Origin of the sequence: Vibrio sp. L3-7, assembly GCF_963898195.1 — a bacterium.
GTDB lineage: Bacteria > Pseudomonadota > Gammaproteobacteria > Enterobacterales > Vibrionaceae > Vibrio > Vibrio echinoideorum.
In genome coordinates this window covers 206,456-231,125 of record NZ_CAWQUW010000001.1, presented here as the reverse complement: position 1 = coordinate 231,125, position 24,670 = coordinate 206,456, and the positions used below count along the sequence as shown (strand labels likewise).

Sequence of the window (24,670 nt, the reverse complement as noted above, 5' to 3'; positions counted from 1 at the left end):
CTGAGATTAGAAGTTAGCAGAGCGTGGCGTACGTGGGAATGGAATCACGTCACGAACGTTGCCCATACCTGTTACGTAAGATACTAGACGCTCGAAGCCAAGACCGAAGCCTGCGTGTGGCACGGTGCCGTATTTACGTAGGTCGCGGTACCAGCTCATGTGTTCTGGGTCGATACCCATGCCAATCATACGCTCGTCAAGAACGTCTAGACGCTCTTCACGTTGTGCACCACCGATGATTTCACCGATGCCTGGTGCAAGTACGTCCATTGCTGCAACTGTTTTGCCGTCGTCGTTTAAGCGCATGTAGAAAGCTTTGATGTCTTTCGGGTAGTTCTTAACGATAACCGGCGCTTTGAAGTGCTCTTCAGCTAGGTAACGCTCATGCTCAGAAGACATGTCGATGCCCCACTCAACGTCAAATTCAAACTTCTTACCAGAGTCTAGTAGGATTTGGATTGCGTCAGTGTAGTCAACTTGTGCGAAATCAGCGTCTACAAATTGCTCTAGACGAGTGATTGCTTCTTTGTCGATGCGAGAAGCGAAGAACTCAAGGTCGTCGCGGCGCTCTTCAAGAACAGCAGCAAAAACGTACTTAAGCATGTCTTCAGCCAGTTTCGCTACATCGTCAAGGTCTGCAAACGCAACTTCAGGCTCAACCATCCAGAACTCAGCTAGGTGGCGGCTTGTGTTTGAGTTTTCAGCACGGAACGTAGGACCGAACGTGTAAACCTTGCTTAGTGCACAAGCGTAGGCTTCAGCATTAAGTTGGCCAGATACAGTTAGGAAAGTCTCTTTACCGAAGAAATCTTCGTTGAAATCAACTTTGCCTTCGTCAGTGCGAGGTAGGTTTTCCATGTCTAGCGTAGATACGCGGAACATTTCACCAGCGCCTTCTGCATCAGATGCAGTGATAAGCGGAGCTGAAGTCCAGAAAAAGCCTTGCTCGTGGTAGAAACGGTGAATCGCTTGAGATAAACAGTTACGTACACGTGCTACTGCGCCGATCACGTTTGTACGTGGGCGTAGGTGAGCAACTTCACGAAGGTATTCGATAGAGTGACGTGTCTTAGCCATTGGATAAGTGTCAGCGTCTTCAACCCAGCCTACAACTTTAACGTCAGTTGCTGCTAGTTCGAAGTCTTGACCTTTCGCAGGAGACTCAACAATCTTACCCGTTACTTCAACAGAGCAGCCAGTTGTTAGCTTTAATACTTCGTCTTCGTAATTATTAAGATTATTAGGAACCACGGCCTGAATCGGGTCGAAACAAGAGCCGTCATAAATGGCAAGGAAAGAGATTCCAGCTTTGGAATCACGACGTGAACGGATCCAGCCGCGAACAGTTACTTCACTGTCTACCGCTAGCTTGCCGCCAAGTACGTCTGTTACAGGCGCGTAAGTCATGTTGGTTTCATTCTCCATTGAGGGACAAATTCAGCTCAAAGTTACTGGCATTAATACAAATAAATAGACATTTGCACAATAATTAGCCGAAACATTGAGTTGTATAAACTTTTTAAATCGATTGAACATATTACCTGTCATACGGACAGCTTCAACCTTTATTCTTGCTCGACGAAAGAAATATTGTGTCTACAGACAAGAAAAACCACTAAGGGTTGTTTTTTTGTTCGATTTCATGCGGTGTAATTGCCGTTAGACGTTTATAAACGTCATGCCGAAGTTAGGTTATTAAACTAGGTTAGTAACGGTTTTAGTGAATAGCCGTAACCGTTTTAATGAATAGCCGTAACCGTTGACGAGCTGGTATAGGTTTGGAATCTTTGTTTGCAATAATGAATGTGTGATTGCATCAAGACTCACTTTATATTGGCGCGGCTCAAGCTAGCTCAATGCTTACGATCCAACTTAATACTTACGATCTAGTCTAATGTTTACTCGCTAGCTTAATTTTTACTGTTTACCTTAGTGCCTATTATTAATCGGCTTGAGCTTACTTAATCAATAGCAAACCAATCACAAACCAGAGGAGTTTAATGTTCACGTGTTAATTACGCCGCCTTAGCCCCTGCATTCTCTCTACACCCGCACTTTTCGAGCGCTCGCTCATTCAAGAAAAACAGTCGATCAAATTATGTCTCAACAAGGCAGGGATGACTGTATAAGTAAAAGAGAATTACATGCTTAATTATTTAAAAAAACACTGGTTATCAAATGTTAAAGGAGATTCATTATCTGGGATTGTCGTTGCACTTGCATTGATCCCTGAAGCTATCGCATTTTCAATTATCGCAGGCGTAGACCCTAAAGTAGGGTTATACGCATCTTTCTGTATTTGTGTCGTCACTGCGTTGGTTGGAAGTCGTCCGGGAATGATCTCCGGAGCAACGGGCGCAATGGCGCTGTTAATGGTTACTTTAGTTAAAGACCACGGGCTAGAATATCTACTCGCCGCTTCATTCCTTGCTGGCGTGATTCAAATTGCCGCGGGTTATCTCAAGCTGGGTAACTTAATGAACTTTGTTTCAAAATCAGTCATAACGGGTTTTGTTAACGCACTCGCGATTCTTATCTTCATGGCGCAACTCCCCGAACTCATCAATGTGCCATCAAGCGTTTACCTGTTAGTTGCTCTTGGTTTAGCCATTATTTATCTGCTTCCTTATTTCCCTAAATTAGGCAGTGCGATACCGTCTCCATTGATTGCCATCGTAGTACTTACTGTCGTTAGTATGCTCTTTGGTTTGGATGTCAGAACAATTGGCGATATGGGTAAGCTTCCCGATTCACTCCCGGTATTTTTGATTCCGAATATTCCATTCACGTTTGATACGTTGGCGACCATACTTCCTTATTCTATTGCTCTGTCCCTCGTAGGCTTATTAGAGTCCTTAATGACAGCGACGATCGTTGATGATCTGACTGATACAGAAAGTAATAAAAACAATGAATGCAAAGGGCAGGGTGTAGCGAATATCGTGGCCTCTTTATTTGGTGGCATGGCGGGGTGTGCGATGATCGGCCAGTCGATAATCAATATCAAATCTGGCGGTTTGACGAGGTTATCAAGCTTAATTGCAGGTGTTGTTTTGTTGTTGATGGTGGTGTTTGTTTCTGATTGGTTGAAGCTGATACCGATGGCCGCTTTAGTGTCTGTGATGATCATGGTTTCAATCGGCACGTTTTCATGGCGTTCTGTTGTTGAGCTTAAAGACCACACACTCCCAACTAACGTAACCATGCTAGCAACCGTGGCGGTGGTGGTGTTTACTCACAATCTCGCAATAGGTGTTGCGGTTGGCGTGGTGCTATCGGCTCTGTTTTATGCGCATGCTAGCAAGTCGATGGTCTTTATATCCGATGAAGTGGTGACCAACGAACTGCACACCACTCATCGAGTAAAAGGCCATGTCTTTTTTGCTTCTTCGGATGCCTTTGTCGATCTATTTGATTATGACAACGCCACGTCTTTAGTGACGATCGATATATCGGATGCGTCGTTCCTAGATAACACGTCGGTTGAGGCGCTTGATAAGGTCGTATTTAAGTTCCGTAAAAAAGGCGCTTATGTAGAGGTCGCAGGAATGGATACCGTGAGTGCGAATCTGATATTCAAACACGCGATGTACCACAAGCATAAAGATTTAACCGCGGTTTCCATTACGCACTAATCATGGTTTAAGGTACTTTGAAAGCCTGAAAGCCTGAAAGCCTGAAAGCCTGAAAGCCTGAAAGCCTGAAACCCGGAACTAGACATTGTTATGAAGATAAAGCGCTCATCTTTGAGCGCTTTTTTATTGATGTCGGTAGGAGAGTTTTACCGACTTATGACTGACCTTTATCGTTGGTATTAGAGCTCGATAAGGTGAATTGGTTGATAAGAGATTCAAGGTGATCAGACAGCTCTTCTAAATCATTACTGATTCCACGAGTCTCAGCCGCAGACTGCGATGTGTTATCAGCGTGATAAGTGATGGTTTCAACCTTTTGTTGAACATCTTCAGTCGCGTGTGTGGTGGATTGCGTCTGTTGTTGAATATTTTGCGCATGAGCCAGCACCTGCTTCATCTCTTCAACGACACCATTCATTTGAACGGACAGAGCGTCGATATCTGTTGAGCTTTGATGTGCTTGTTCGCAAACACGGTCGGCCGAAGTTAACGACTCTTCGCTACCTTTTTGGAACTGATGGATAATCGATTCAATACTGCCTGTAGCTTCAGCCGTTCGTGATGCAAGATTACGAACTTCATCTGCCACTACCGCAAAGCCCCGACCTTGTTCTCCCGCGCGAGCAGCTTCAATCGCTGCATTCAAGGCGAGCAGGTTAGTTTGATCGGCAATGCCTCGAATAACACTCAATATTGAAGAAACCTCTCCGGTTTGCTCATTGAGTGTCAGTATCTTGTGTTTCACTTCTTCTATGCTACTGACTAGATTCTTTATCTCACTGCTTGCATCATGTGCTTGGTTAGCACTTTTACATGCCACATCAGCGGTATGATTGATGAGCTCTGAAGCGGTTAAAGTGGCTTGTTCTACATTGATCTGTTGTGCCTGTATTCCTTCGATATTGTTTTGTACTTCAGCTGTTTCGTTTTGTTGATCGCTGGCGGCTTGCTCGGTAATTTGTGCAACACTGGTCAGTTGGTTGGCTGAAGCATTCAGTTTGTGCGAGGTGTCTTGTACCCTCTCTAAGCTGTTGGAAACAGTGCCCATGAACGAGTTGATGGAGTTAGCAAGCGTACCAATTTCATCTTTGCTTTGCTCTGGAAGCCGAGTGGATAGGTTTTTATCACTGCTGACTTGGGTCATAAAGCGAGAGGTTTGTTGAAGCGGGCGAACGATTATCTTACGAATCAATCCCATAGTAAGAACGAATCCGACAAAGGAGATCACCGCCATGATACCGATCGCTGTCATCGTTTGAGTATTGATCAGCGAGTTGACATGGCTAAGGTTATATTCAAGTCTAATTGCACCTAATACTTCCCCTTCTGGCGCCATATGACATGCCACACAATTGGTGCCGCGATAGTTCTCGCTCGACTTCATTGGCAGAGCAATAACCAAGCCTTTTCCCCAATCGGCAGAAAAGGGTTCGATAACGGTTTCACCCGCTAGCGCTCGTTTATCAATATCATCAACAGGCGTTTGGTTGTCATTACCAGGCCCGTATAACTTACTCACCGCATCAGCGCGCAATACACGAACATTTTCAATACCTTCTTGAGCTAACGCTTTCTGACGAAGTGTCTCTTTTTGTGCCATGGTGCCCGTAAGCATCATCATATTAAGGCTATCGAAATAGTTACTCGCTTTATCGTGCAATTGTTCACTGAGTACAGAGTTAACTAACTCTTTCTGTTGCGAATATTGAAAATACGTCGATATGGCAAGCAAGAATGTAAACACGATGGCTAAAGCCACCAGGATTTTGAACGTGATTGTTGAGCGCATAGGGGGTTATTTTTTTTATTTATAATGACGCGCATACTTTACGTGTCAGAAACCCTACTACCTATGGGGTATAACGAATAGTGTGACCATGCTCCGGTTGTGGTTATGTTTCTGTGATGTAGCAAGTTTGTGTTGTTTTTTTGGCGCGTAAGTGTCAGTAATTTATCATTAAATAACGATAAGTATGATCTTGTTTCCGTGTTTGTAATCTTTAAATGTTAATTTTATTAATACCTGTAGCTGGTGAGGTTTGGTCTTATAAAATCAGTTTGAAGGCTTACTATTGATAGAACTTGTGAAGTGACAGGGTTTTACGTAAAATTGCGTGTCATTTTTTTAGCCTGAGAAACACAATGAGATCTGAGTTATACAAAGAGTTTATGTTTGAAGCAGCCCACCATCTTCCACACGTGCCAGAAGGGCATAAGTGCGGTCGTTTGCATGGACACTCTTTTCTTGTTCGTTTGTACGTAGAAGGCGAAGTTGATCCACATACAGGCTGGGTAATCGACTTTTCTGAAATTAAAGAAGTCTTCAAGCCAATCTACGACCGTCTTGATCACTACTACTTGAACGACATTGAAGGTTTAGAAAACCCAACGAGTGAAGTATTAGCTAAATGGATCTGGAACGAGCTAAAACCAAACTTGCCGCTTCTAAGCAAAGTTGAAATTAAAGAAACATGCACTGCCGGTTGTATCTACCGCGGTGAATAAGGTTTCGAGACTGTAATTTCAAAGCTATATTTTTAAAGTAATTGCCTTCAATACGATAGTATTCAATATCGCTTTTGAGGTTATAGTCTTCAAAGTTTCAAAGTTTCAAAGTTTCAAAGTTTCAAAGTTTCAAAGTTACGAAAGGCGCTCACAAGAGCGCCTTTTTTGTGCCTGTCTTATTATTTGGGTTATTCTACGTACAAGCATTGTTGTTAATGGGTTTGGTGTATTTCTGAGGCTAACTTATTACTAATAATGATTGTTGCTTTATACGGTTTAGTGGTTAATTTATGCTCAAATGGCTGTTTTGTTCAATTTAATAGCAAAAATTGTGGTTATAGCGTTGTGTTTCGAGACCCATTCTATAAGATGAAAAGACCTCTATGAGAGAGGTAGGGCAGCAACGGATACGCTGCTTTAAATACTATGGAATGTGACTTATTGGACACATACATGAAATTCAAGATTACATCACCGATCATCGAACCTACGGAAGGTTCACCACATCAGTTAACGCAAACTCATGATTCTCGTTTTACCTCTTTTAAGACAAGCTCCCCTTTGAACGCCCTGTTCGACAACGTCTCTGCACGCTTCTTTATCGCTTATCGCTCCTATTGTTATTCGTTTTATAACTTTATTTCTATCTGAACTCCTTTGTCATCCCATCGATGAACGAAGACTCACATCTATAAAAACTAAACAAATAAGTTAAAGACAATGAATATTAAAATGATAGGGAGCTCCCTAATTATCGCTGGTACCGCTCTCGGTGCTGGTATGCTTGCGATCCCAATGGTATTGGCTCAATTCGGATTGCTTTACGGCACGCTGCTGATGGTATTGATCTGTTTCGGTACCACTTACGCAGCATTATTACTTCTAGAAGCGACCATCAAAGCTGGTGGCGGTTTAGGATTGAACTCTATTGCTCGAAAAACGCTGGGCAAACAAGGTCAACTGCTTACCAATGGGTTGCTTTATGCGCTACTGATTTGCTTGCTAATGGCATACATCTTGGGTGCTGGCGACTTGTTAAGTAAGTTGCTGTCTAACTTTGGTGTTGAGATAAGTGCTACAACGGGTCAAATTGCATTTACGCTTATCGCCGGAGCCGTGGTGGCGAGTGGAACTGGTGTGATTGATAAGCTGAACCGTGCATTGTTCTTTGTGATGTTGGTCAGTCTGTTTGTCACCATGACGTTCTTGGCGCCAAGTATGACTCATGAGAACTTGATGCAGGTGACAAGCCATGATCATGTTGACCTCATCAAAACCAGCGCGATCCTGTTTACCAGTTTTGGCTTTATGGTTGTGATTCCAACCTTAGTTTCTTACAACCACGAAGCGACAGACAAGCAGCTACGCAATATGGTGATCGTAGGCTCTCTGATTCCATTAGTGTGTTACCTGTGTTGGTTGTTTGCGGTAGTGGGTAACCTGAGCGAAGAGCAATTCAGAAGCTTCAAAAATGTGTCTGACTTGATGGCTGCGTTTGAAGCTCAATCTCCTTGGGTGGGTAACGTTCTGTCTACCTTCACTGGCTTGGCGTTGTTGACCTCTTTCTTTGGTGTGGCGATGGCGCTGTTCAACCAGAACAAAGATATGTTCAATCAAAATACGGCGGTAACGTATTGCATTAGCTTCATCTTACCGCTGGCGGGTTCATTACTTGCAGCAGACAAGTTCTTACAAGTGTTGAACTACGCGGGCATCATCTTGGTGTTCTTGGCCGTGTTTGTTCCTTTAGTGATGGTTCACAAGCAGCGTTTCATGAAAGTTGCTGACGATAGATATCGCGCAGAAGGTGGCAACGTAATGATGGTTTTCTCACTGTTGTTTGGTTGCTTCTTGCTTATCTCGCAGGTGATCTAACAAAACAATTTGGTCGGTTGAATAAATCAGTCACCAAATTTCAGCTACAAAAGCTTTTAGATACAAAAAAAGGAACGCATTGGCGTTCCTTTTTATTATCTGCTCGTTATCAAGCAGACTGAGTTAAGCGTTGGCTTGTTAACTAATGCTGACCAACAAGTTAATGCTGACTAGCAAACTAATGCTAACTAACAAACCACCTTAACTGCCAAACCACCTTGAGAAGTCTCACGGTATTTAGCGTTCATGTCTTTGCCTGTTTCTAGCATAGTTTCGATAACTTTATCTAGAGATACAGTCGGAGCAGAAGAACGACGAAGTGCCATACGAGTTGAGTTGATTGCTTTAACTGCAGCAATACCGTTACGCTCGATACATGGTACTTGTACTTGGCCAGCAACAGGGTCACATGTAAGACCTAGGTTGTGTTCCATGCCAATTTCTGCAGCCATACATACTTGCTCTGGGCTACCACCCATAAGCTCAGCAAGACCAGCAGCAGCCATAGAACATGCCACGCCAACTTCGCCCTGACAGCCAACTTCAGCACCAGAGATAGAAGCGTTACGCTTGTAAAGACCACCGATGGCACCAGAAGCTGCGAAGTAACGGATGTAATCTTTCTCTGTCACCGTTTGGATGAACTTGTCGTAGTACGCCAATACAGCAGGGATGATGCCACATGCGCCGTTAGTTGGTGCAGTAACAACACGGCCACCGGCAGCATTTTCTTCGTTTACTGCGAATGCAAACATGTTCACCCAATCAACAACCGTCATTGGATCATTGGTTGTTTTTTCTGAAGTAATCAGAAGTTGGCGAAGTGAAGCTGCACGGCGAGGTACACGCAATGGACCCGGCAGGATACCTTCAGTATTCATACCGCGATCCATACACTCACGCATCGTTTTCCAGATGTTTGCGAAGTAAGTACGAGACTCTTCGTCTGAGTGGAAAGCCGCTTGGTTTTTCATAACCAGTGTACTGATAGAAAGACCACTTTCTTTACACTGATTAACCAGCTCTTCAGCTGTTGTGAATTCGTAAGGTGCTTTAATCGGGTTTTCTTCTTCTTTGCCGAAGCTCTCTTCGTCAACGATGAAACCGCCACCAATTGAGTAGTACGTTTTTGAGTAAGCTACTTCGTCATCAACCCAAGCATGAATGCTCATGCCGTTCTCGTGTAGAGAAAGGTTGGTTTTATGGAAATTCATTCCGCCATCTTTAGGGAACGAAACAGTATGACAGTGCATACCAACAGGTAGACGTTCAGTTTCTTCTACTCGTGCAATAAAGCCCGCGATAGAGTCAATATCTACTTTCTCAGGGGTGTTGCCAGCAAGACCCATGATGATAGCGATATCGGTGTGGTGACCTTTCCCTGTCAGTGATAGTGATCCATATACGTCCACGGTGATTTTAGTGATGTCGCGCAATTTTCCCATTGAACGTAGGTCATCAATAAATTCTTTACCCGCTTTCATTGGTCCAACTGTGTGTGAGCTCGATGGACCAACACCGATTTTATAGATATCAAATACACTAAGCATAGCGATTACCTCAAAAAGAGAGCCTCCCAAGGGGAGTAGGGAGGCTCATTTATTATCATTATATTTTTTGTCTAATCTCGCGATATAAGATGGATGCCATCTTATAAAAAAGGCTTGAGATTAAAGAGCGCCGTAGATTACAGAACTAATAGCCGCTAGACCACATAAAGCTGTAAAGATTTGCACAGGTGCTGAAGTTTTGTACTTAGCCATTGCTGGTACTTTCTGCATCGCGAATACAGGCATTAGGAACAGGATAGCTGCAATCATTGGAGCACCCATTGTTTCAATCATACCTAGGATGCTTGGGTTAACTACCGCAACAATCCAAGTTGTAACAACGATGAACGCTAGAGATGCTTTCTCAATCGTGCTGATTGAAGAACCAGAGCGAGATTTGATTAGACCAACAAGACCTTCATGAGCACCTAGGAAGTGACCGAAGTAGCTAGAAGTGATTGCTGCGAACGCGACTAGAGGACCCATGTAAGAGATAAGTGGAGACTCATGAACGTTAGCTAGGTAAGAAAGAACCGAGATGTTTTGTGATTGTGCTGTTGCTAGTTGCTCTGGAGATAGAGAAAGCACTACAGAGAATACGAAGAACATTACAAAACCCATCAGCATCATTGCTGCGCCGCCAGTGATCGCGTCAGTTTTCTTAACTGCGTCGTCACCGTATACACGACGTTGCTCTTTAGAGAACTGTGAAATGATTGGGCTGTGGTTGAAAGAGAACACGATGATTGGAATCGCAAGCCAGATAATAGAAGGCATTGCTGACCATTCTGGGCTTGTTTCCATCATTGAAGTGTTCCAGTCAGGAACTAGGTAGAAAGATAACGCTAGTAGTACTAATACTAGTGGGTAAACCATTGCTGAAGTTGCTTTAAGCATCAGCTCTTTACCGAATACAACACCTGCTGTCATAGCAAGGATAAGTGCACCAGAAAGAAGAGGACGTGGAATAGATTCCATACCCATTTGGTTTACTAGGAAAGAATCAACTGTGTTGGTGATACCAACGCCGTAGATAAGAACGATTGGGTAGATAGCGAAAAAGTATGCAAAAGTAATAAGGTTTGCGCCAGTCTTACCAAAGTGTTCTTCAACTGTATCCGTAATATCAGCTTCTGGGTTCTTAGAAGATAAAACGAAACGAGCTAGAGATTTGTGTGCGAACCAAGTCATTGGTGCCGCGATTAGAGCAAGAATAACTAGTGGCCAAAAACCACCCGCACCTGCTTTGATTGGAAGGAATAGTACGCCAGCACCAACTGCTGTACCGAATAGTGATAAACACCAGGTAAAATCTTTGTAGTTAAACTTGCTTGAATCTTTAACGGCATTTGCCGAAGAAGTTGTTGTGTTCATGTTAAATTACTCATTTTTTGGGAACAGGAAATAAGTTGGGGCTAATTCTGCATAATTTTAGTCTGCAAAAAATAGATCTAAATCATGTATTGAAACGGCGTGTCACATGATATGCGAAAAACGGATTTTTGATCACGAAAATGGTGTGCTACAGGTGATTTATGCTCATGCTTGGCATTAGTTTTTTTAATGTCAGAGGTGGTGTTGTTTGGATTTATACTAGGGAAACGTTTGCGTAAAATTGCATTAATAAATCTGTTCCATAGAAAGGCTGGATTTTGTTAACAGAGTTTAAACAAAACGTAGTTTCTATGTGATTTGTTGCACTACATGCTGCTGCAATGATTGGATGATTTGTGCTGTGACGCCCCAAATTAGGTGCTCTTCGAAGGGCATGGCGAAAACACGATGTTTGATTTGCTTAAAATTCACCATGTGGCTGTGTAACTTAGCTTGGTCTAAAACATAGGTGGCAGGAACCTCAAAAATAGAGGCAACTTCGTTCTCATCAATAACAGCTTTGTAATCAGGATCGACCATTGCAACAATCGGTGTAACCGAAAATTTACTAATGGTACTCAATACTGGTAATTGCCCAACAATTTTAACCTGATCCGATCGAATTCCTACCTCTTCATGAAGTTCTCTCAGTGCCGTAAATTGCATAGATGGGTCGGAGAGTTCGTGTTTTCCTCCAGGGAAGCTGATCTGGCCCGGGTGGTGCTTAAGATGTGCTGCTCTTTTAGTAAAAATGACATGTAAACCGTCTTCTCTTTCAACTAAACCAACTACGACTGCCGCTTTCCGAAGTTGATCCCCAGTTATATGAGAAACACGTTCAACGGACTCTGGGTGGTAGCCAACGGTTGGGTTAAGTTGGAACTGTTGAAGGAAGCGATCTTTATTCATGTCATGCCAATATATTGATTATTATCATTTTAAGTATAGGCACAACATTGAGTCGAAAGCCAATCTCACTGTTTTGCTCGCTGTGCGGTTCGTTTGGCTTATGTCCATTTGTTATTTAGCAGCTCCTTGCTCCCCTCTTTGTTGGCTAAATACCCGGTAGCATAGTGATAGGGTCACTTTAAGTAGGAAGGTCTAAACCAAGCGGAGAAATTGTATGAAAGAAAACAAGCAAGGTAAAAACAGGGAAGTGATATATAAGACAGACAAGTGATACATAAGATAGACAAGCTATATAAGCTTTATCTTAAATTCTCAGGTTTTTGCTATATTCAATAAGTGCATACGAGTCAGTAAGCGTTACTCATGTCATAAAATTGAGTGACGGGTGGTTATTTTGTTCTTAAGAATTTGATAACACTCACTTAGTGGCTCATTCTAAAAAGAAATAGAACAAAAGGTATGAGATGAAAGGAATCATATTCACCGAATTTTTAGAGCTTGTTGAAGATAAGTTTGGTTTAGAGCTTTTGGAAGAAGTTTTAGAAATGTCAGAAGACGAAGGGATCTACACATCAGTCGGAAGTTACGACCATAAAGATCTCGTGAAGCTCATTATTAACCTGAGTAAGAAAACCGATATCGATGCAGGGAGTTTGCAACGCGTATTTGGGCAGTCAGTGTTTAAGAACCTGTTAGCCTCTTTACCGAACAAAGCGAGCCTTGCCCATAGCAACACCACTTTTCAATTTATTCAACACGTAGAGCGCTATATTCACGTAGAAGTGAAGAAGCTCTACCCTGATGCTGAGCCACCTGAGTTTAGCTTTATTACCACGACTGAAGCGCAACTCATCTTTGATTACAAGAGTGCGAGATGCATGTCACATGTTTGCTTAGGGCTAATAGAAGGGTGCGCTGACTACCATAACGAAACCATAATGGTAGAAATGACACCTCAGAATGATGACCAAAGTGTGGTTAGGTTTAATTTAAAAGTCGAAAAGTAATATGGATCTGGCATCTGCCCTAGAGAAAAAGCTTAAACGTCAAATAGCGGCACGCAAAGCGGCTGAAGCATTGTTGGAACAAAAGAGCCTCGAATTGTTTGAGGCCAACCAACAGCTTGAGCTTGCGCTGCGTCAGTTAGAAAAGCGTTCGAACGCGAATATCCGCCGCATTGAGTTTCAAGAACAAATCGACAACCTGTTGATCAATTTTGGGCGCGCGTTTCTTAGGAATGATCTCGATGACATCATGTTGTCTGAACTAACGGCTAACGTGACCAACAGTTATTTGATTGAAGCCAGTCGCCTGATACTGCCGCCTAAACTCATCCCTCAGCTTCTAGCATACGACTACGGCGACGAAACGGTCGGCGAGTTAGATCAAGATATTCAAGAACCTCAATGGCAAGGTGAATTACTGACAGTGCCGCTCGAAGTCGAGAAGGTGATTGTTGGTGCGCTGATCGTTAAGGTTAGGTTACTGGACCAAGACTATGAGTTTATCGAGAGCCAACTCTTGCTGGTAACAGATCTGATATGCAGTGCGTTAACTCATCAGCTCGCCATCAATCGAAATATTGAATCACGCAAACGAGCAGAAGAGTCCGAAAGAGCAACACGCGATTTCGTTGCGATGATTAACCACGAATTAAGAACCCCACTCAACGGCTTGTTGGGTAGTGCTGAATTGATCAGTGATACCGAATTAACCGGCTCTCAACGTGAAATAGTCAATAACCTAAGCCAATCTGGTGAGTTTCTAAGAACCATCATTAATGACTTACTGGACTACAGTAAGATTAATGCGGGTATGTTGGAGCTTATTCCGAAGAAGTTTGCGCTGAATGATTTGAGAAACACGATTCAGAGTATCTTTACCAACCGTGCGATTGAGAAGCAGCTTGAATTTAATATCACTGTTGCCTCAAACGTACCGACTCATTTCAATGGGGATTTAGAGCGTATCACTCAGCTATTTGTGAACCTAATTGGCAATGCGATTAAATTCACAGAAGACGGGCATGTAAATGTTGATATTGAATGGGGCAACAACCAATTCGCTTTCTCTGTTGAAGATACAGGGGTTGGCATAGCCGAGTCGGCACATAAAACCTTGTTTGAACCTTTTACTCAGGCTGATAGTTCGAGCAGCCGAAATTATGAGGGTACCGGGTTAGGTTTAGCGATTTGTCGCAAGCTAGTTGCTCTGATGAATGGTGAGATTAGTGTGTCGAGTGTGGTCGGAGTCGGAACAACTTTTACTATTTCTGTACCTCTACAAGTTATCGAAGTATCGCTTGAAGACGAACGAGTGGCCAAAAATGTCGAATCAAATGTTGAGTTGTCTTTATTAAAAGTGCTGGTGGTCGATGACATCAAGATGAATCAGATCATCATCCAACAAATGTTACGCAAATACGAAATTGACCCTGCCATAGCCAGCAATGGCGTAGAAGGTTTCGAGTTAGCGAGCAATAACGAATACGATATTGTGTTCATGGATTGCAGAATGCCGGTCATGGACGGCTTTGAAGCGACGCAGAAGCTACGAGAGAAAGGCTATAGCAAGTCGATTGTGGCACTAACAGCGGGTACAACGTTAGAAGAGCGTGAGCGCTGTATCCAATGTGGTATGGATGACATTCTTAGTAAGCCATACACAGCGAATGATCTGAAAGAAATGCTCCATAAATGGGGTATTGTGCCGGCGAATGTTGCTTAGTGCTTAGTGCTTAGTGCTTAGTGCTTATTTGTTATCAGCTATCAGCTATCAGTTATCAGCTATCAGCTATTAGTTCCTGTTGGCTATTAGGTCTCATTCGTTCGGTAGTCGTGTTTGGCGTTTATTTGAATCAAATATTAAAAAGCCGAAGTTATCATATCGATGACTTCGGCTTTTTTTTGCTTTTCGCTAGCTGATTAGCTGATTAGCTGATTAGCTGATTAACTGACGAATAAATGACGTATGTTTAGCAGTCTTCAAGCACAGGCAGAATGCGACTCAGCTTATCGAGCGTCTCTTGGTATTCAGAGGCACAGTCACTATCGAACACCACACCACCGCCAGCCCACGCATAGAGCGTGTTGTTTTCAGCAACTAACGTACGAATGGTAATGCTGGTATCCATTCTGCCATTTCGACTGATGTAGCCAATGCTGCCGCAATAAGCGGAGCGTCGATGGGGTTCTAACTCTTCAATGATCTGCATTGCTCGCACTTTTGGTGCGCCAGTAATCGAACCGCCGGGGAAACAAGCTCTCAATAAGTCAGTTGCTGAATATTGAGAATCTAGATCGGCTCTGATTGTACTTACTAAGTGATGCACAGCAGGGAAGCTTTCGATATCAAACAGTTTAGGGACGTGAACCGTACCAGGTTTCGCCACGCGACCAATATCATTACGCAGTAGGTCAACGATCATTAGGTTTTCGGCCTGATCCTTCTCTGCACTCATCAAGTCTTGAGCATGGGCATCATCAATTTCACGATCATCAGAACGAGGACGCGTGCCTTTGATTGGCTTGGTTTCTATGGTGCCACTATTGAGCTCTAAGAATCGTTCTGGCGAGACACTTAAGATTGCTGAGTGTTCAAGACGAATAAAGCCGGAAAACGGTGCCGAATTGTATTGCTCTAACTTTTCATAAGCGAGCCATTCGCTGCCTTGGTAATCGGCACGAAAACGCTGAGCAAGGTTTATCTGATAACAATCACCCGATAATAAGTACTCTTGAACACTATCGAACTTGTTCGCATAGCTATCTTGACTCATGTTGGATTGCCATGGCGTCGTTAATCCAAAGCAAGGTTGGATTACTGCATTGTGCTTTGACTGCGAGGTTAACCAATCGAGATGTGAATCAATATTTTGGCCGACAATACATGCCGTCTTCAGTTTGTGATCAACGACAATGGCCCATTCATATAAGCCAACCGCCATGTCAGGAGCTTCAATATCACGTTGCGCTAGAGAAGGTAATGTCTCAACACGGCGACCTAAATCGTAGCTGAAATAACCCAACGCACCGCCGACGAATGGTAATTCGCTGTGTTCCGTTGTCGTTGGTAATAATTGCTGTTGATATTGGTCGAGTAGTTCGAAAGGATCCGACGTTGAAACCTCGCACTCTTCATTAACATTAACGGTCGTTTCTGCACCGATAGTTTCGAAGGTGGCGATGGGTTGAGCAACTAAAATGTCGTATCGACTATCAACGTGGCTTTCTGAAGCAGAGCGTAATAGCATTGCCCACGGCATACTTTCAATATGAGAAAACAGTTGTTTAGCTAAAGTTGATTGATATTGAAGCGGCTTGATTTGGATAGAGCGAAATTCGTTGTTATTCATTTGTTTAATTTGTGACAAAGAGTTCGATCACTGCATGGCGTGTGAGAGGAAGCAAGAGTATCATAAATTGAAAATAAAATGGGTTCTTGATTAGAACGGTGCAAACCAAATGGTTTAGTTTAAAGCTATGCAAGCGATTGCTAAAGCAACTAAATACAGCTCAACATAATAAAAAGCTAAACCAACTAATCCGGTTAGACAAAAACAGTCACACCAAGAACCCACATGGAACCAGAACAATAAAGAGGCATGCAATGACGGTTATTCGTAAGCAAGATGTGATCAGCAGTGTCGCTGACGCACTTCAGTACATTTCTTATTATCACCCTTTAGACTTTGTCCAAGCCCTAGAAAAAGCGTACGAAAAAGAAGAGAGCCAAGCAGCAAAAGATGCGATTGCTCAAATTCTTATCAACTCGCGTATGTCTGCGGAAGGTCATCGTCCAATTTGTCAGGATACGGGTATTGTTACTTGTTTCGTGAACATCGGTATGGATGTTAGGTGGGAAACGGATCAGACAGTACAACAGATGGTTGATGAAGGCGTTCGTCAAGCTTACAACAATCCAGATAACCCATTGCGTGCATCTGTCCTAATGGACCCTGCAGGTAAGCGTATTAATACAAAAGACAACACACCAGCGGTTGTTCACATTAATATGGTTCCAGGTAATAAAGTTGAAATTCAAATCGCGGCTAAAGGTGGCGGTTCTGAGAACAAAACCAAGATGGTCATGCTAAACCCTTCTGATGACATTGCAGAGTGGGTAGAGAAAACGCTGCCGACGATGGGTGCTGGTTGGTGTCCACCGGGCATGCTAGGTATAGGCATTGGCGGTACAGCTGAAAAAGCAGCGGTACTAGCGAAAGAATCTCTGATGGAACACATCGACATCCAAGACCTTATCGACAAAGGTCCAGAGAACGCTGAAGAAGAGCTTCGTCTTGATATCTTCAACCGTGTAAACAAGCTTGGTATTGGTGCACAAGGTCTTGGCGGTCTAACCACTGTCGTGGACGTAAAAATCAAATCAGCGCCAACGCATGCTGCGTCTAAGCCTGTATGTTTGATCCCTAACTGTGCAGCAACACGTCACGTACACTTCACATTAGACGGCAGCGGCCCAGCAGAGCTAACACCACCTAAGTTAGAAGAGTGGCCAGACATCACTTGGGAAGCGGGCGCAAATACACGCCGTGTTAACCTTGATGAAATAACCAAAGAAGACGTACAAGAGTGGAAGACAGGCGAAACAGTTCTTCTATCAGGCAAGATCTTAACCGGTCGTGATGCAGCGCATAAGCGTATTCAAGGCATGCTTGAAAGTGGTGAAGGCCTACCAGAAGGCGTTGACCTGAAAGGTAAGTTCATTTACTACGTAGGCCCTGTTGATGCGGTACGCGATGAAGCGGTAGGTCCTGCTGGCCCGACAACGTCGACTCGTATGGATAAGTTCACTGACATGATGCTAGAAGAAACAGGCATTATGGGCATGATTGGTAAAGCAGAACGTGGCCCTGCAACGGTAGAGTCAATCAAACAACATAAATCGGTTTACCTGATGGCGGTTGGCGGTGCAGCTTATTTAGTCGCGAAAGCAATTAAAAAAGCACGCGTGGTTGCGTTTGAAGATCTCGGTATGGAAGCGATTTACGAATTTGAAGTTGAAGACATGCCAGTAACGGTCGCGGTTGACTCAAATGGCGTTAACGCGCACCAGATCGGCCCTGACACGTGGAAAGTGAAAATTGCTGAAGCTGAAAAAGCATAATTCACTGAAGTCAAAAAGTTGTAACAGACGCTAGCTTCAGCGTTTGAATTGCAATTCTTGACAGAAAGTTGAAGACAAAAGTGCAGCATTATTTGCACTTTTGTCTTATTATCAATGATATAGTGATAAACACATCGTTTGATATAAGAATATAGGAGAGAGGAATGCCTCGTTTTATTCAGATCCTACAGATTATCTTGGCAGTGGTGATTGGTGCTTTTGTTGGATATGACCTGATCTTGAAAGGGATCAGTATCTTTGATAATAAATACGTGACAATTACTTGTGCGCTTTGGCTAATTGCAGAGATTGCACTGTTTGTTATCTACAAGTTGATTGAAGACGATTAAACGTCGGATATCGCAGAAAAATTCTAAAGCCCCTGATTATGAATGTAGTCAGGGGCTTTTATTCATCTAGCATTAAGAATGTGTATTGCATACTCACTACGTATTAGCAAAAGAAAAAGCAAAAGCATACATACTATCCCAACAGGGAAAGAACATAGGCTGCCTCTCTATTATCATAATCAGCTAGCCTAACTATCACGGAGTCGTTCAAATGAAACACCTAACTCAAGAAATGAGTGACTTTATAAGCAGAGGAACGGATTCTCATATTCGAGTAGCGGTCACGGGGCTTTCTCGTGCGGGTAAGACAGCATTCATTACTTCGCTGGTTAATCAGCTTCTTCATACGTCTACCCACAAAAATTTGCCTCTACTTGCATCGGCGAGAGACGGAAGAATTATTGGCGCTAAACGCATTCCTCAACACAACATGATGATCCCGCGTTTTTCTTATGATGAAGCGATGGAATCGTTGAATGCGCAGCCACCAGAATGGCCAGTGCCGACACGAGATGTCAGTGAGATTCGTCTAGCGATCAAATATAAACCTGCGAAGGGCGCGAAAAAGCTACTGAGTAAAAACAGTACGCTCTTCCTCGATATTGTCGATTACCCGGGAGAGTGGCTACTTGATTTACCCTTGTTGGATATGGACTTCGATACGTGGAGTCAGTCTCAATTCGCAGCGTTGAAAGGCGACAGGGAAACCTATTCACAAGACTGGAACGCAATCCGCGGTGACATCGATTTATTAGCAGATGCTGACGAAAAGAAACTGGTCGCGATTGCTGATAGCTACACTCAGTACCTTCATACTTGTAAGAATAACGGACTGCATTGGGTACAACCCGGTAGGTTCGTGTTACCTGGAGAACTTGAAGGTGCGCCTGTACTGCAATTCTTCCCGTGCAAAGCACCTGAAGATAAGTTTTCAAAAACCAGTAACTACGCAGTATTGAAAGCGCGTTATGAAGAGTACCAACAGAAAGTAGTCAAAGCGTTCTATAAGAATCACTTTGCTACGTTTGACAGACAAATTGTTCTGGTTGATTGCTTACAACCGCTCAATGCCGGTTATGACTCTTTCATGGACATGCGCGGTGCGCTAGAGCAGTTATTGAAGAGTTTTAAGTATGGACGAAGCAATATTTTAAGACGCTTGTTTGCTCCAAAGATAGACAAGATCTTGTTTGCAGCCACCAAGGCTGACCACGTGACACCGGATCAACATCCGAACTTGGTATCGCTGTTGCAACAGATGGTGCATCCGGCTTGGCAACAGGCGGCGTTTGAACATATCGACATGAGTTGCATGAGTATCGCGTCGATTCAAGCGACAAGTGCAGGTTATATTTCTTCAGGTTCATTCCAAGTTCCTGCATTGCAAGGAACGACATTAGATAACGTTCCTCAAACTATGTATCCGGGTGAGGTACCACGTAAGCTACCGAACAAACAGTATTGGGAAACAAACCAGTTTGATTTCACCAGTTTTCGACCAATGGAGCAACACTCCGACGAGCCTTGTCAGCATCTGAGAGTCGACAAGGTTTTAGAGTATCTCATTGGCGACAAGTTGAAGTAATTGAGGCAATCAAAATGAGTGAATTAAAAACAAAACAGGTCTTTGATGAACCATTGAAGACCTCATTCGATGAGCCGGATAAGAATGAAGTTAACCCAGACTTAGGCGCTCAACAACTGTTCACGGAACAAGAGAAATTTGTACCCGTCGCGCCACAAGTGGAAGCCGACCTTGATGGTGACGCTGAGCAGCAACTGGAACAAGTGATTCGACCGAGCAAAAAGAAGAAGTGGTTTGGAACTGGCTTGTTAGTCGCTTTCTCTGGTTTAGTCGGTTGGCAAGCCATTGACTCTGTCATTACCGCGATTCAAACAGCAGACTGGCTCGCGTTAGGTTGGGCGGGCTTTATCGCAGCTATTGCTTCATTGGGTTTAGGCGCAATAGGTAAAGAGCTATGGAAGCTGCGTTCACTGAAAGACCATTTCAGTGTGCAAGAGCAGAGTGAAGAGCTGTTACAAAGCCAGAGTGTCGGTAAAGGCAAAGCGTTCTGTGAAAACATTGCCAAGCAGGGCGGTATAGTTGCTGAGTCTCCTTCGTACGATAAGTGGCGGAACAGTATTAACCCGGCGCACAGCGATGCTGAAGTGTTGGATATGTATGATGCGTTGGTCGTGAGTCAGCAAGATAAAGTCGCCACTCAAATCGTTACCAAGTTCTCTACGGAATCAGCAGCACTGGTTGCTGTGAGCCCACTCGCGGCGGCGGATATGTTGTTGGTGGCGTGGCGTAATTTCACCATGATAGACAAGCTTGCTGATGTCTACGGCATTGAGCTAGGTTACTGGTCGCGCATTAAGTTATTCAAGTTGGTGTTAATCAACATGGCTGCTGCGGGTGCCAGCGAACTGGCGATAGACGCGAGTATGGACCTAGTCTCGATGGACTTAGCGGGTAAAGTCTCTGCAAGAGCAGGGCAAGGTTTAGGTGTTGGTATTTTAACCGCTCGACTGGGTTTAAAAGCCATGACTTTGCTTCGTCCTATGCCTTGGCACAATGAGCGAAAAATAAAATTATCTGATCTTCGTAAAGCCGTCCTTTCTGAAATAAAGCGCATTACTTTGAAATAAGAGCGCACTGGTTTGAAGTAAAAGCGTATAGCTTTGAAATACAGAGTCCGAAATTTGTTCATCTGTAATGGTCAACAAATTCCAGACACTGGCTTAAGTCGTTTGGTGAAGAAGAGTAAACATATGTTTACTCTTCTTCTTGACTGAACTCAGAGCTTAATTCAAACTACTGTCAACTTATCCTGACACCTATAATAGGACTATTTGTGCGTCTTGAAGTATTGTGTGAAGACAGACTCGGCTTAACGCGTGAGTTGCTCGATATCTTGGCCTCAAAAAGCATTGATTTAAGAGGAATCGAAATTGATGTTAAAGGCATTATTTACCTAAATTGCCCTGATATTAATTTTGATGCTTTTAGTGAACTTATGGCTGAAATTCGCCGAATTTCAGGTGTGAAGGATGTACGTAAAATCCAATTTATGCCAAGTGAAAGGCATAACACTGAGCTGATTGCACTGCTCGCGAACCTACCTGACCCAATGATTGCGATTGACCTTAAAGGCTCAGTCGACATGGCTAACCACGCTGCACTGAACCTATTCGGCAAGCAAGAAGATGAAGTCATCGGTGAGCCGCTATCGACATTTGTTCCTAGTTTCAACTTTGCTCGCTGGATCGAGGGCGATGTAACGCGCCATCGTGAAGTTGTGGTGTTGGAAGGTTTAGACTTCTCTATCGAGATATTGCCTATTTATCTTGGTGGTGAAGTTAACGAAGCGGTACTGGCTAGCGCTGTAATGACGATTCGTTCTTGTAACCAAGAGATGAATCCACCAGACGCGATTCCTGAACAGAACAACCTAGGCTTTGAGCATTTTGTGGGTGTTTCTAACCGCCACAAAGCCTTGATCAGCCAAGCTAAGAAGTTGGCTATGTTGGATCAGCCTTTGCTGATTGAAGGAGATACGGGTACGGGTAAAGAGATGCTGGCAAAATCGTGTCATAACCGTTCAAATCGCTCTTCTTGCCCATTCTTGATTTTAAGCTGTGCATCAATGCCTGACGACGTGGCAGAAACCGAATTGTTTGGTCATGCTCCGGGTTCATTTAATCATGAACAAGGTCATAAAGGCATCTTCGAGCAAGCGAATGGCGGTACGGTATTTCTAGATGAAATTGGCGAAATGAGCCCGCATCTACAAATCAAACTATTACGTTTCCTACAAGATGGTTCATTCCGCCGTGTTGGTGAAGAAGAAGAGATGCATGCAGACGTTCGAATTATCGCGTCTACACGTCATCGCCTGTCTGAATTAGCGGATTCGGGTTCATTCCGTGAAGATCTGTTCTATCGATTGAATGTATTAACTTTGTCTATTCCTGCTTTGCGTGAACGTTCGAATGATGTAGCTCCGTTATTGGAACTGTTTGTTGCTAAGTACGCACAGCAGCTAGGTATGTTAAAGCCAAAGTTAACTCAAGAGTTGATTGACCAATTAGGTAATTACCAATGGCCGGGTAATATTCGCCAATTGGACAACATGGTTCTACGTGCACTAACAGAGTTAGACTCTGACACGTTAACGGTTGAGCAATTCCACTTGCCTCAGCTTGAAACCATGACGGCTGGAATGGCGAACCTGAGCTTAGACGGTTCATTGGATGAGATCATGAAAGACTACGAATCTCAGATCCTTGAAAAGCTCTATCAGTCATTCCCATCGAGCCGTAAGTTAGCAAAACGTTTGAATGTCTCTCATACCTCAATTGCGAATAAGCTTCGTGATTATGGGATCAGAAAAAACTGAACAAGTTAATGGAATAAGAAAAGCGAATGGAAGACTTAAGTACACCAGAACGTGTTTATAAACGCGATGGAAACCTTATTCTACGCACGGCGCAAATCGACGACGCGAACATGATCAGTGAGTACTTTCAGACGAACAAAGAATACCTAAAGCCTTGGGAACCGATTCGTGAAGCGGTTTTCTTTGAAAGGGCTGGATGGGCGCAACGATTGATTAAGTTGAATGAGCTTCATAAAATGGGACTAGGCTATTACTGTTTGCTTGTTAATGATGACACCAACGAAATGTTGGGCACCATTTCATTCAGTAATTTATCTCGATTCCCTTTCTATGCATGTAACGTCGGCTATTCGCTTGCTGAAAAAGCCCAAGGCCACGGCTACATGCGTAGAGGCTTGAGTATGGCAAAAGACTACATGTTCGATGTACAAAACATGCATCGTTTAATGGCAGGCTATATGCCTCACAATGAACGAAGTGCTGGCGTACTCGAACACCTCGGTTTTGTACGAGAAGGTTTTGCTAAAGAATACTTACAGATTAACGGTAAATGGGAAGATCATATACTGACGGCTTTAGTGAACCCGAACTGGGAAGACAAGCGCGCTCTTTAGACGCCAATCTTTGCTACGGGGAAAAGTATTGAAACGCCAGTAGCTTTTAAACGTAAACAGCATTTTAGACACAGTGAATATCAAGCGATCTCTAATCGCCGCTGTGTCAAAAAGAACATATAGGCATGGTAATCCAGTAGCCTGAGAAGATATTTGAGGAATTTTGATGTCGTATACAACTTTGGACGAATACCAAAGAAAATGGATTTTTACTCACCAGTCGATGCCGCTACCAGCTGAGGACTTGGAAAAGATTAAGCCAATGACACAGGCAAGAGCGTCTCAGTTTTGGAAAGAGAACGTGAGCCCTCAAAGCCCTGATGCGGAAAGACTAAGCTCGCAAGACTGGCCAAGCAAAGCTTCGAACTGGAATGAAGAGATCAGTTGGATGGCAAATTGGGAAGCGGATGAGCCTGAAATGCCAGAAGAAATTCTAAACTTCATTGATTGGCAAGATGACGTAACTGTTTATTTTTGTTACGAAAAATACAATGTTTTAGAAACCAAATGGTCAGTTTTCAAGAAACACTGGAAGAACTTTTTGTTCTACGATGATGGCCCAATTCTACTAGGTCGTCGCCGTTCAGAAACACTTTGGTTTGCTACAAACGGTACCGTTAAAATTGGTAACCGTGCTTAGGTTCGGTGTGATTTAATCGAGCGAGTGTTGGCGATCCGATCAACAGATAGACAAACAAAAAGCGAGCATTGAGCTCGCTTTTTTTATGCCCGATGATCTTCGATGATCAATGGTGAATTTTGGCTATTTTAGCCTTAACGTTTAAGTGATATGCATTGGGTTGTAGCAGAGTGTTTTATGAAATTGAGATCGCTATCTCATTGGCTTAGTTGAAGTTTTAATGTAATGGGCTATCTTTATAGTACTGCCTTAGTGGAGGTGAAGTATTATGATTTGGGATACTCTCGAACGTGTAAATAAACTTCGCAAGGAAGCAATGGAGGATCCAGAGTTTTTGGATTCGGCAAAAATGCATGAGGAATGGCTTTTAAGCGAAACTCATAACCATTCAACGAAAGGAATCAAAGAGAAGAAACCGAAAAAGTTAGCAGATATTTATGAAAACACGGATTTTCCTATTAACCCAACTGGAACGAAACATTAATAATGATTAACAGCAATACGGCTAAGGCTCTTAACCAGCAAGCCTCTAATCGACTAGATGTTGGTCAACGAAACACTAACCAACCAGACACTTGCAAACAGGCCTTTAGCCACCAATAAAAAAGCCACTTTCAACGAATCGAAAGTGGCTTTTCTTTTTTTAATTGATCGTAGAAGCTAATCGGCTTCCAAAGGTTATGTTAAAG

At 43.3% G+C, this 24,670-nt stretch carries 20 protein-coding genes; 14 read left to right on the top strand and 6 right to left on the bottom strand.

The window, feature by feature from the left end:
- Positions 1-6 precede the first annotated feature (6 nt).
- On the bottom strand, positions 7-1,407 hold the full coding sequence (gene asnS / locus AACW75_RS01090; protein ID WP_017074603.1) for an asparagine--tRNA ligase: 1,401 nt from the start codon (positions 1,405-1,407) through the stop codon (positions 7-9).
- Between the two features lie 737 nt (positions 1,408-2,144).
- Here asnS and AACW75_RS01085 point away from each other — a divergent pair.
- Complete coding sequence (locus tag AACW75_RS01085; protein WP_145568210.1) at positions 2,145-3,635, top strand: SulP family inorganic anion transporter; 1,491 nt, start codon at positions 2,145-2,147, stop codon at positions 3,633-3,635.
- Between the two features lie 154 nt (positions 3,636-3,789).
- Here the strand turns inward: AACW75_RS01085 and AACW75_RS01080 are convergent, their stop codons facing one another.
- Positions 3,790-5,424 (bottom strand): methyl-accepting chemotaxis protein, encoded by a 1,635-nt coding sequence (locus tag AACW75_RS01080; RefSeq protein WP_145568211.1) that lies wholly within the window; start codon positions 5,422-5,424, stop codon positions 3,790-3,792.
- A gap of 353 nt (positions 5,425-5,777) precedes the next feature.
- On the opposite strand from AACW75_RS01080, the gene queD reads away from it, so the two are divergent.
- The 3 genes from queD (at position 5,778) to AACW75_RS01065 (ending at position 8,015) form a co-directional block, all read left to right on the top strand.
- On the top strand, positions 5,778-6,140 hold the full coding sequence (queD, locus tag AACW75_RS01075; RefSeq protein WP_017074600.1) for a 6-carboxytetrahydropterin synthase QueD: 363 nt from the start codon (positions 5,778-5,780) through the stop codon (positions 6,138-6,140).
- Between the two features lie 453 nt (positions 6,141-6,593).
- Positions 6,594-6,791 (top strand): hypothetical protein, encoded by a 198-nt coding sequence (locus tag AACW75_RS01070; protein ID WP_133151727.1) that lies wholly within the window; start codon positions 6,594-6,596, stop codon positions 6,789-6,791.
- An 81-nt stretch (positions 6,792-6,872) separates the two neighbouring features.
- Entirely contained in the window at positions 6,873-8,015 is a 1,143-nt protein-coding gene (locus tag AACW75_RS01065) for an amino acid permease (RefSeq protein WP_102553155.1), read from the top strand.
- Positions 8,016-8,203: 188 nt separating this feature from the next.
- Here the strand turns inward: AACW75_RS01065 and AACW75_RS01060 are convergent, their stop codons facing one another.
- The 3 genes from AACW75_RS01060 to AACW75_RS01050 form a co-directional block, all read right to left on the bottom strand.
- Positions 8,204-9,565, bottom strand: coding sequence for an L-serine ammonia-lyase (locus AACW75_RS01060; protein ID WP_145568212.1), 1,362 nt, complete (start codon positions 9,563-9,565; stop codon positions 8,204-8,206).
- A 120-nt stretch (positions 9,566-9,685) separates the two neighbouring features.
- Positions 9,686-10,939 (bottom strand): aromatic amino acid transport family protein, encoded by a 1,254-nt coding sequence (locus AACW75_RS01055; RefSeq protein WP_017074598.1) that lies wholly within the window; start codon positions 10,937-10,939, stop codon positions 9,686-9,688.
- A gap of 309 nt (positions 10,940-11,248) precedes the next feature.
- On the bottom strand, positions 11,249-11,848 hold the full coding sequence (locus AACW75_RS01050) for a CoA pyrophosphatase (protein ID WP_135455024.1): 600 nt from the start codon (positions 11,846-11,848) through the stop codon (positions 11,249-11,251).
- 464 nt (positions 11,849-12,312) lie between these two features.
- Between AACW75_RS01050 and AACW75_RS01045 the strand changes: the two genes are divergently transcribed.
- Positions 12,313-12,855 carry a heme NO-binding domain-containing protein gene (locus AACW75_RS01045; RefSeq protein WP_102553157.1) on the top strand — a complete coding sequence of 181 codons (543 nt, stop codon included), beginning with the start codon at positions 12,313-12,315 and terminating at the stop codon, positions 12,853-12,855.
- A 1-nt stretch (position 12,856) separates the two neighbouring features.
- Positions 12,857-14,575, top strand: coding sequence for an ATP-binding protein (locus AACW75_RS01040; protein ID WP_135455023.1), 1,719 nt, complete (start codon positions 12,857-12,859; stop codon positions 14,573-14,575).
- A 247-nt stretch (positions 14,576-14,822) separates the two neighbouring features.
- Here the strand turns inward: AACW75_RS01040 and pabB are convergent, their stop codons facing one another.
- Positions 14,823-16,202, bottom strand: a complete 1,380-nt coding sequence (pabB, locus tag AACW75_RS01035; protein WP_145568213.1) for an aminodeoxychorismate synthase component I — start codon at positions 16,200-16,202, stop codon at positions 14,823-14,825.
- 254 nt (positions 16,203-16,456) lie between these two features.
- Between pabB and AACW75_RS01030 the strand changes: the two genes are divergently transcribed.
- The 8 genes from AACW75_RS01030 to AACW75_RS00995 all read left to right on the top strand — a co-directional run bounded on the left by AACW75_RS01030 (position 16,457) and on the right by AACW75_RS00995 (position 24,465).
- Positions 16,457-17,974, top strand: coding sequence for a fumarate hydratase (locus AACW75_RS01030; protein WP_145568214.1), 1,518 nt, complete (start codon positions 16,457-16,459; stop codon positions 17,972-17,974).
- A 164-nt stretch (positions 17,975-18,138) separates the two neighbouring features.
- A complete protein-coding gene (locus AACW75_RS01025) occupies positions 18,139-18,324 on the top strand; it encodes a hypothetical protein (RefSeq protein ID WP_004734731.1) in 186 nt (61 codons plus the stop codon).
- 211 nt (positions 18,325-18,535) lie between these two features.
- Entirely contained in the window at positions 18,536-19,909 is a 1,374-nt protein-coding gene (locus AACW75_RS01020) for a YcjX family GTP-binding protein (protein ID WP_145568215.1), read from the top strand.
- Positions 19,910-19,923: 14 nt separating this feature from the next.
- Positions 19,924-20,976 carry a YcjF family protein gene (locus AACW75_RS01015; protein ID WP_145563838.1) on the top strand — a complete coding sequence of 351 codons (1,053 nt, stop codon included), beginning with the start codon at positions 19,924-19,926 and terminating at the stop codon, positions 20,974-20,976.
- Between the two features lie 206 nt (positions 20,977-21,182).
- On the top strand, positions 21,183-22,727 hold the full coding sequence (tyrR, locus tag AACW75_RS01010) for a transcriptional regulator TyrR (protein WP_102553162.1): 1,545 nt from the start codon (positions 21,183-21,185) through the stop codon (positions 22,725-22,727).
- Between the two features lie 26 nt (positions 22,728-22,753).
- On the top strand, positions 22,754-23,341 hold the full coding sequence (rimJ, locus tag AACW75_RS01005; protein ID WP_145568216.1) for a ribosomal protein S5-alanine N-acetyltransferase: 588 nt from the start codon (positions 22,754-22,756) through the stop codon (positions 23,339-23,341).
- Between the two features lie 166 nt (positions 23,342-23,507).
- Positions 23,508-23,981 (top strand): DUF2947 domain-containing protein, encoded by a 474-nt coding sequence (locus AACW75_RS01000; RefSeq protein WP_029224992.1) that lies wholly within the window; start codon positions 23,508-23,510, stop codon positions 23,979-23,981.
- A 268-nt stretch (positions 23,982-24,249) separates the two neighbouring features.
- The gene (locus AACW75_RS00995; RefSeq protein WP_017074587.1) at positions 24,250-24,465 is read left to right on the top strand and encodes a hypothetical protein; all 216 of its coding nucleotides are present in this window, start codon (positions 24,250-24,252) and stop codon (positions 24,463-24,465) included.
- Positions 24,466-24,670: the final 205 nt, after the last annotated feature.

What these genes read in the sequence shown, in the direction of transcription:
- asnS (WP_017074603.1), bottom strand. Translation starts at nt 1,407, where the DNA reads ATGACTTACGCGCCTGTAACAGACGTACTTGGCGGCAAGCTAGCGGTA.
- AACW75_RS01085 (WP_145568210.1), top strand. Translation starts at nt 2,145, where the DNA reads ATGCTTAATTATTTAAAAAAACACTGGTTATCAAATGTTAAAGGAGAT.
- AACW75_RS01080 (WP_145568211.1), bottom strand. Translation starts at nt 5,424, where the DNA reads ATGCGCTCAACAATCACGTTCAAAATCCTGGTGGCTTTAGCCATCGTG.
- queD (WP_017074600.1), top strand. Translation starts at nt 5,778, where the DNA reads ATGAGATCTGAGTTATACAAAGAGTTTATGTTTGAAGCAGCCCACCAT.
- AACW75_RS01070 (WP_133151727.1), top strand. Translation starts at nt 6,594, where the DNA reads ATGAAATTCAAGATTACATCACCGATCATCGAACCTACGGAAGGTTCA.
- AACW75_RS01065 (WP_102553155.1), top strand. Translation starts at nt 6,873, where the DNA reads ATGATAGGGAGCTCCCTAATTATCGCTGGTACCGCTCTCGGTGCTGGT.
- AACW75_RS01060 (WP_145568212.1), bottom strand. Translation starts at nt 9,565, where the DNA reads ATGCTTAGTGTATTTGATATCTATAAAATCGGTGTTGGTCCATCGAGC.
- AACW75_RS01055 (WP_017074598.1), bottom strand. Translation starts at nt 10,939, where the DNA reads ATGAACACAACAACTTCTTCGGCAAATGCCGTTAAAGATTCAAGCAAG.
- AACW75_RS01050 (WP_135455024.1), bottom strand. Translation starts at nt 11,848, where the DNA reads ATGAATAAAGATCGCTTCCTTCAACAGTTCCAACTTAACCCAACCGTT.
- AACW75_RS01045 (WP_102553157.1), top strand. Translation starts at nt 12,313, where the DNA reads ATGAAAGGAATCATATTCACCGAATTTTTAGAGCTTGTTGAAGATAAG.
- AACW75_RS01040 (WP_135455023.1), top strand. Translation starts at nt 12,857, where the DNA reads ATGGATCTGGCATCTGCCCTAGAGAAAAAGCTTAAACGTCAAATAGCG.
- pabB (WP_145568213.1), bottom strand. Translation starts at nt 16,202, where the DNA reads ATGAATAACAACGAATTTCGCTCTATCCAAATCAAGCCGCTTCAATAT.
- AACW75_RS01030 (WP_145568214.1), top strand. Translation starts at nt 16,457, where the DNA reads ATGACGGTTATTCGTAAGCAAGATGTGATCAGCAGTGTCGCTGACGCA.
- AACW75_RS01025 (WP_004734731.1), top strand. Translation starts at nt 18,139, where the DNA reads ATGCCTCGTTTTATTCAGATCCTACAGATTATCTTGGCAGTGGTGATT.
- AACW75_RS01020 (WP_145568215.1), top strand. Translation starts at nt 18,536, where the DNA reads ATGAAACACCTAACTCAAGAAATGAGTGACTTTATAAGCAGAGGAACG.
- AACW75_RS01015 (WP_145563838.1), top strand. Translation starts at nt 19,924, where the DNA reads ATGAGTGAATTAAAAACAAAACAGGTCTTTGATGAACCATTGAAGACC.
- rimJ (WP_145568216.1), top strand. Translation starts at nt 22,754, where the DNA reads ATGGAAGACTTAAGTACACCAGAACGTGTTTATAAACGCGATGGAAAC.
- AACW75_RS01000 (WP_029224992.1), top strand. Translation starts at nt 23,508, where the DNA reads ATGTCGTATACAACTTTGGACGAATACCAAAGAAAATGGATTTTTACT.
- AACW75_RS00995 (WP_017074587.1), top strand. Translation starts at nt 24,250, where the DNA reads ATGATTTGGGATACTCTCGAACGTGTAAATAAACTTCGCAAGGAAGCA.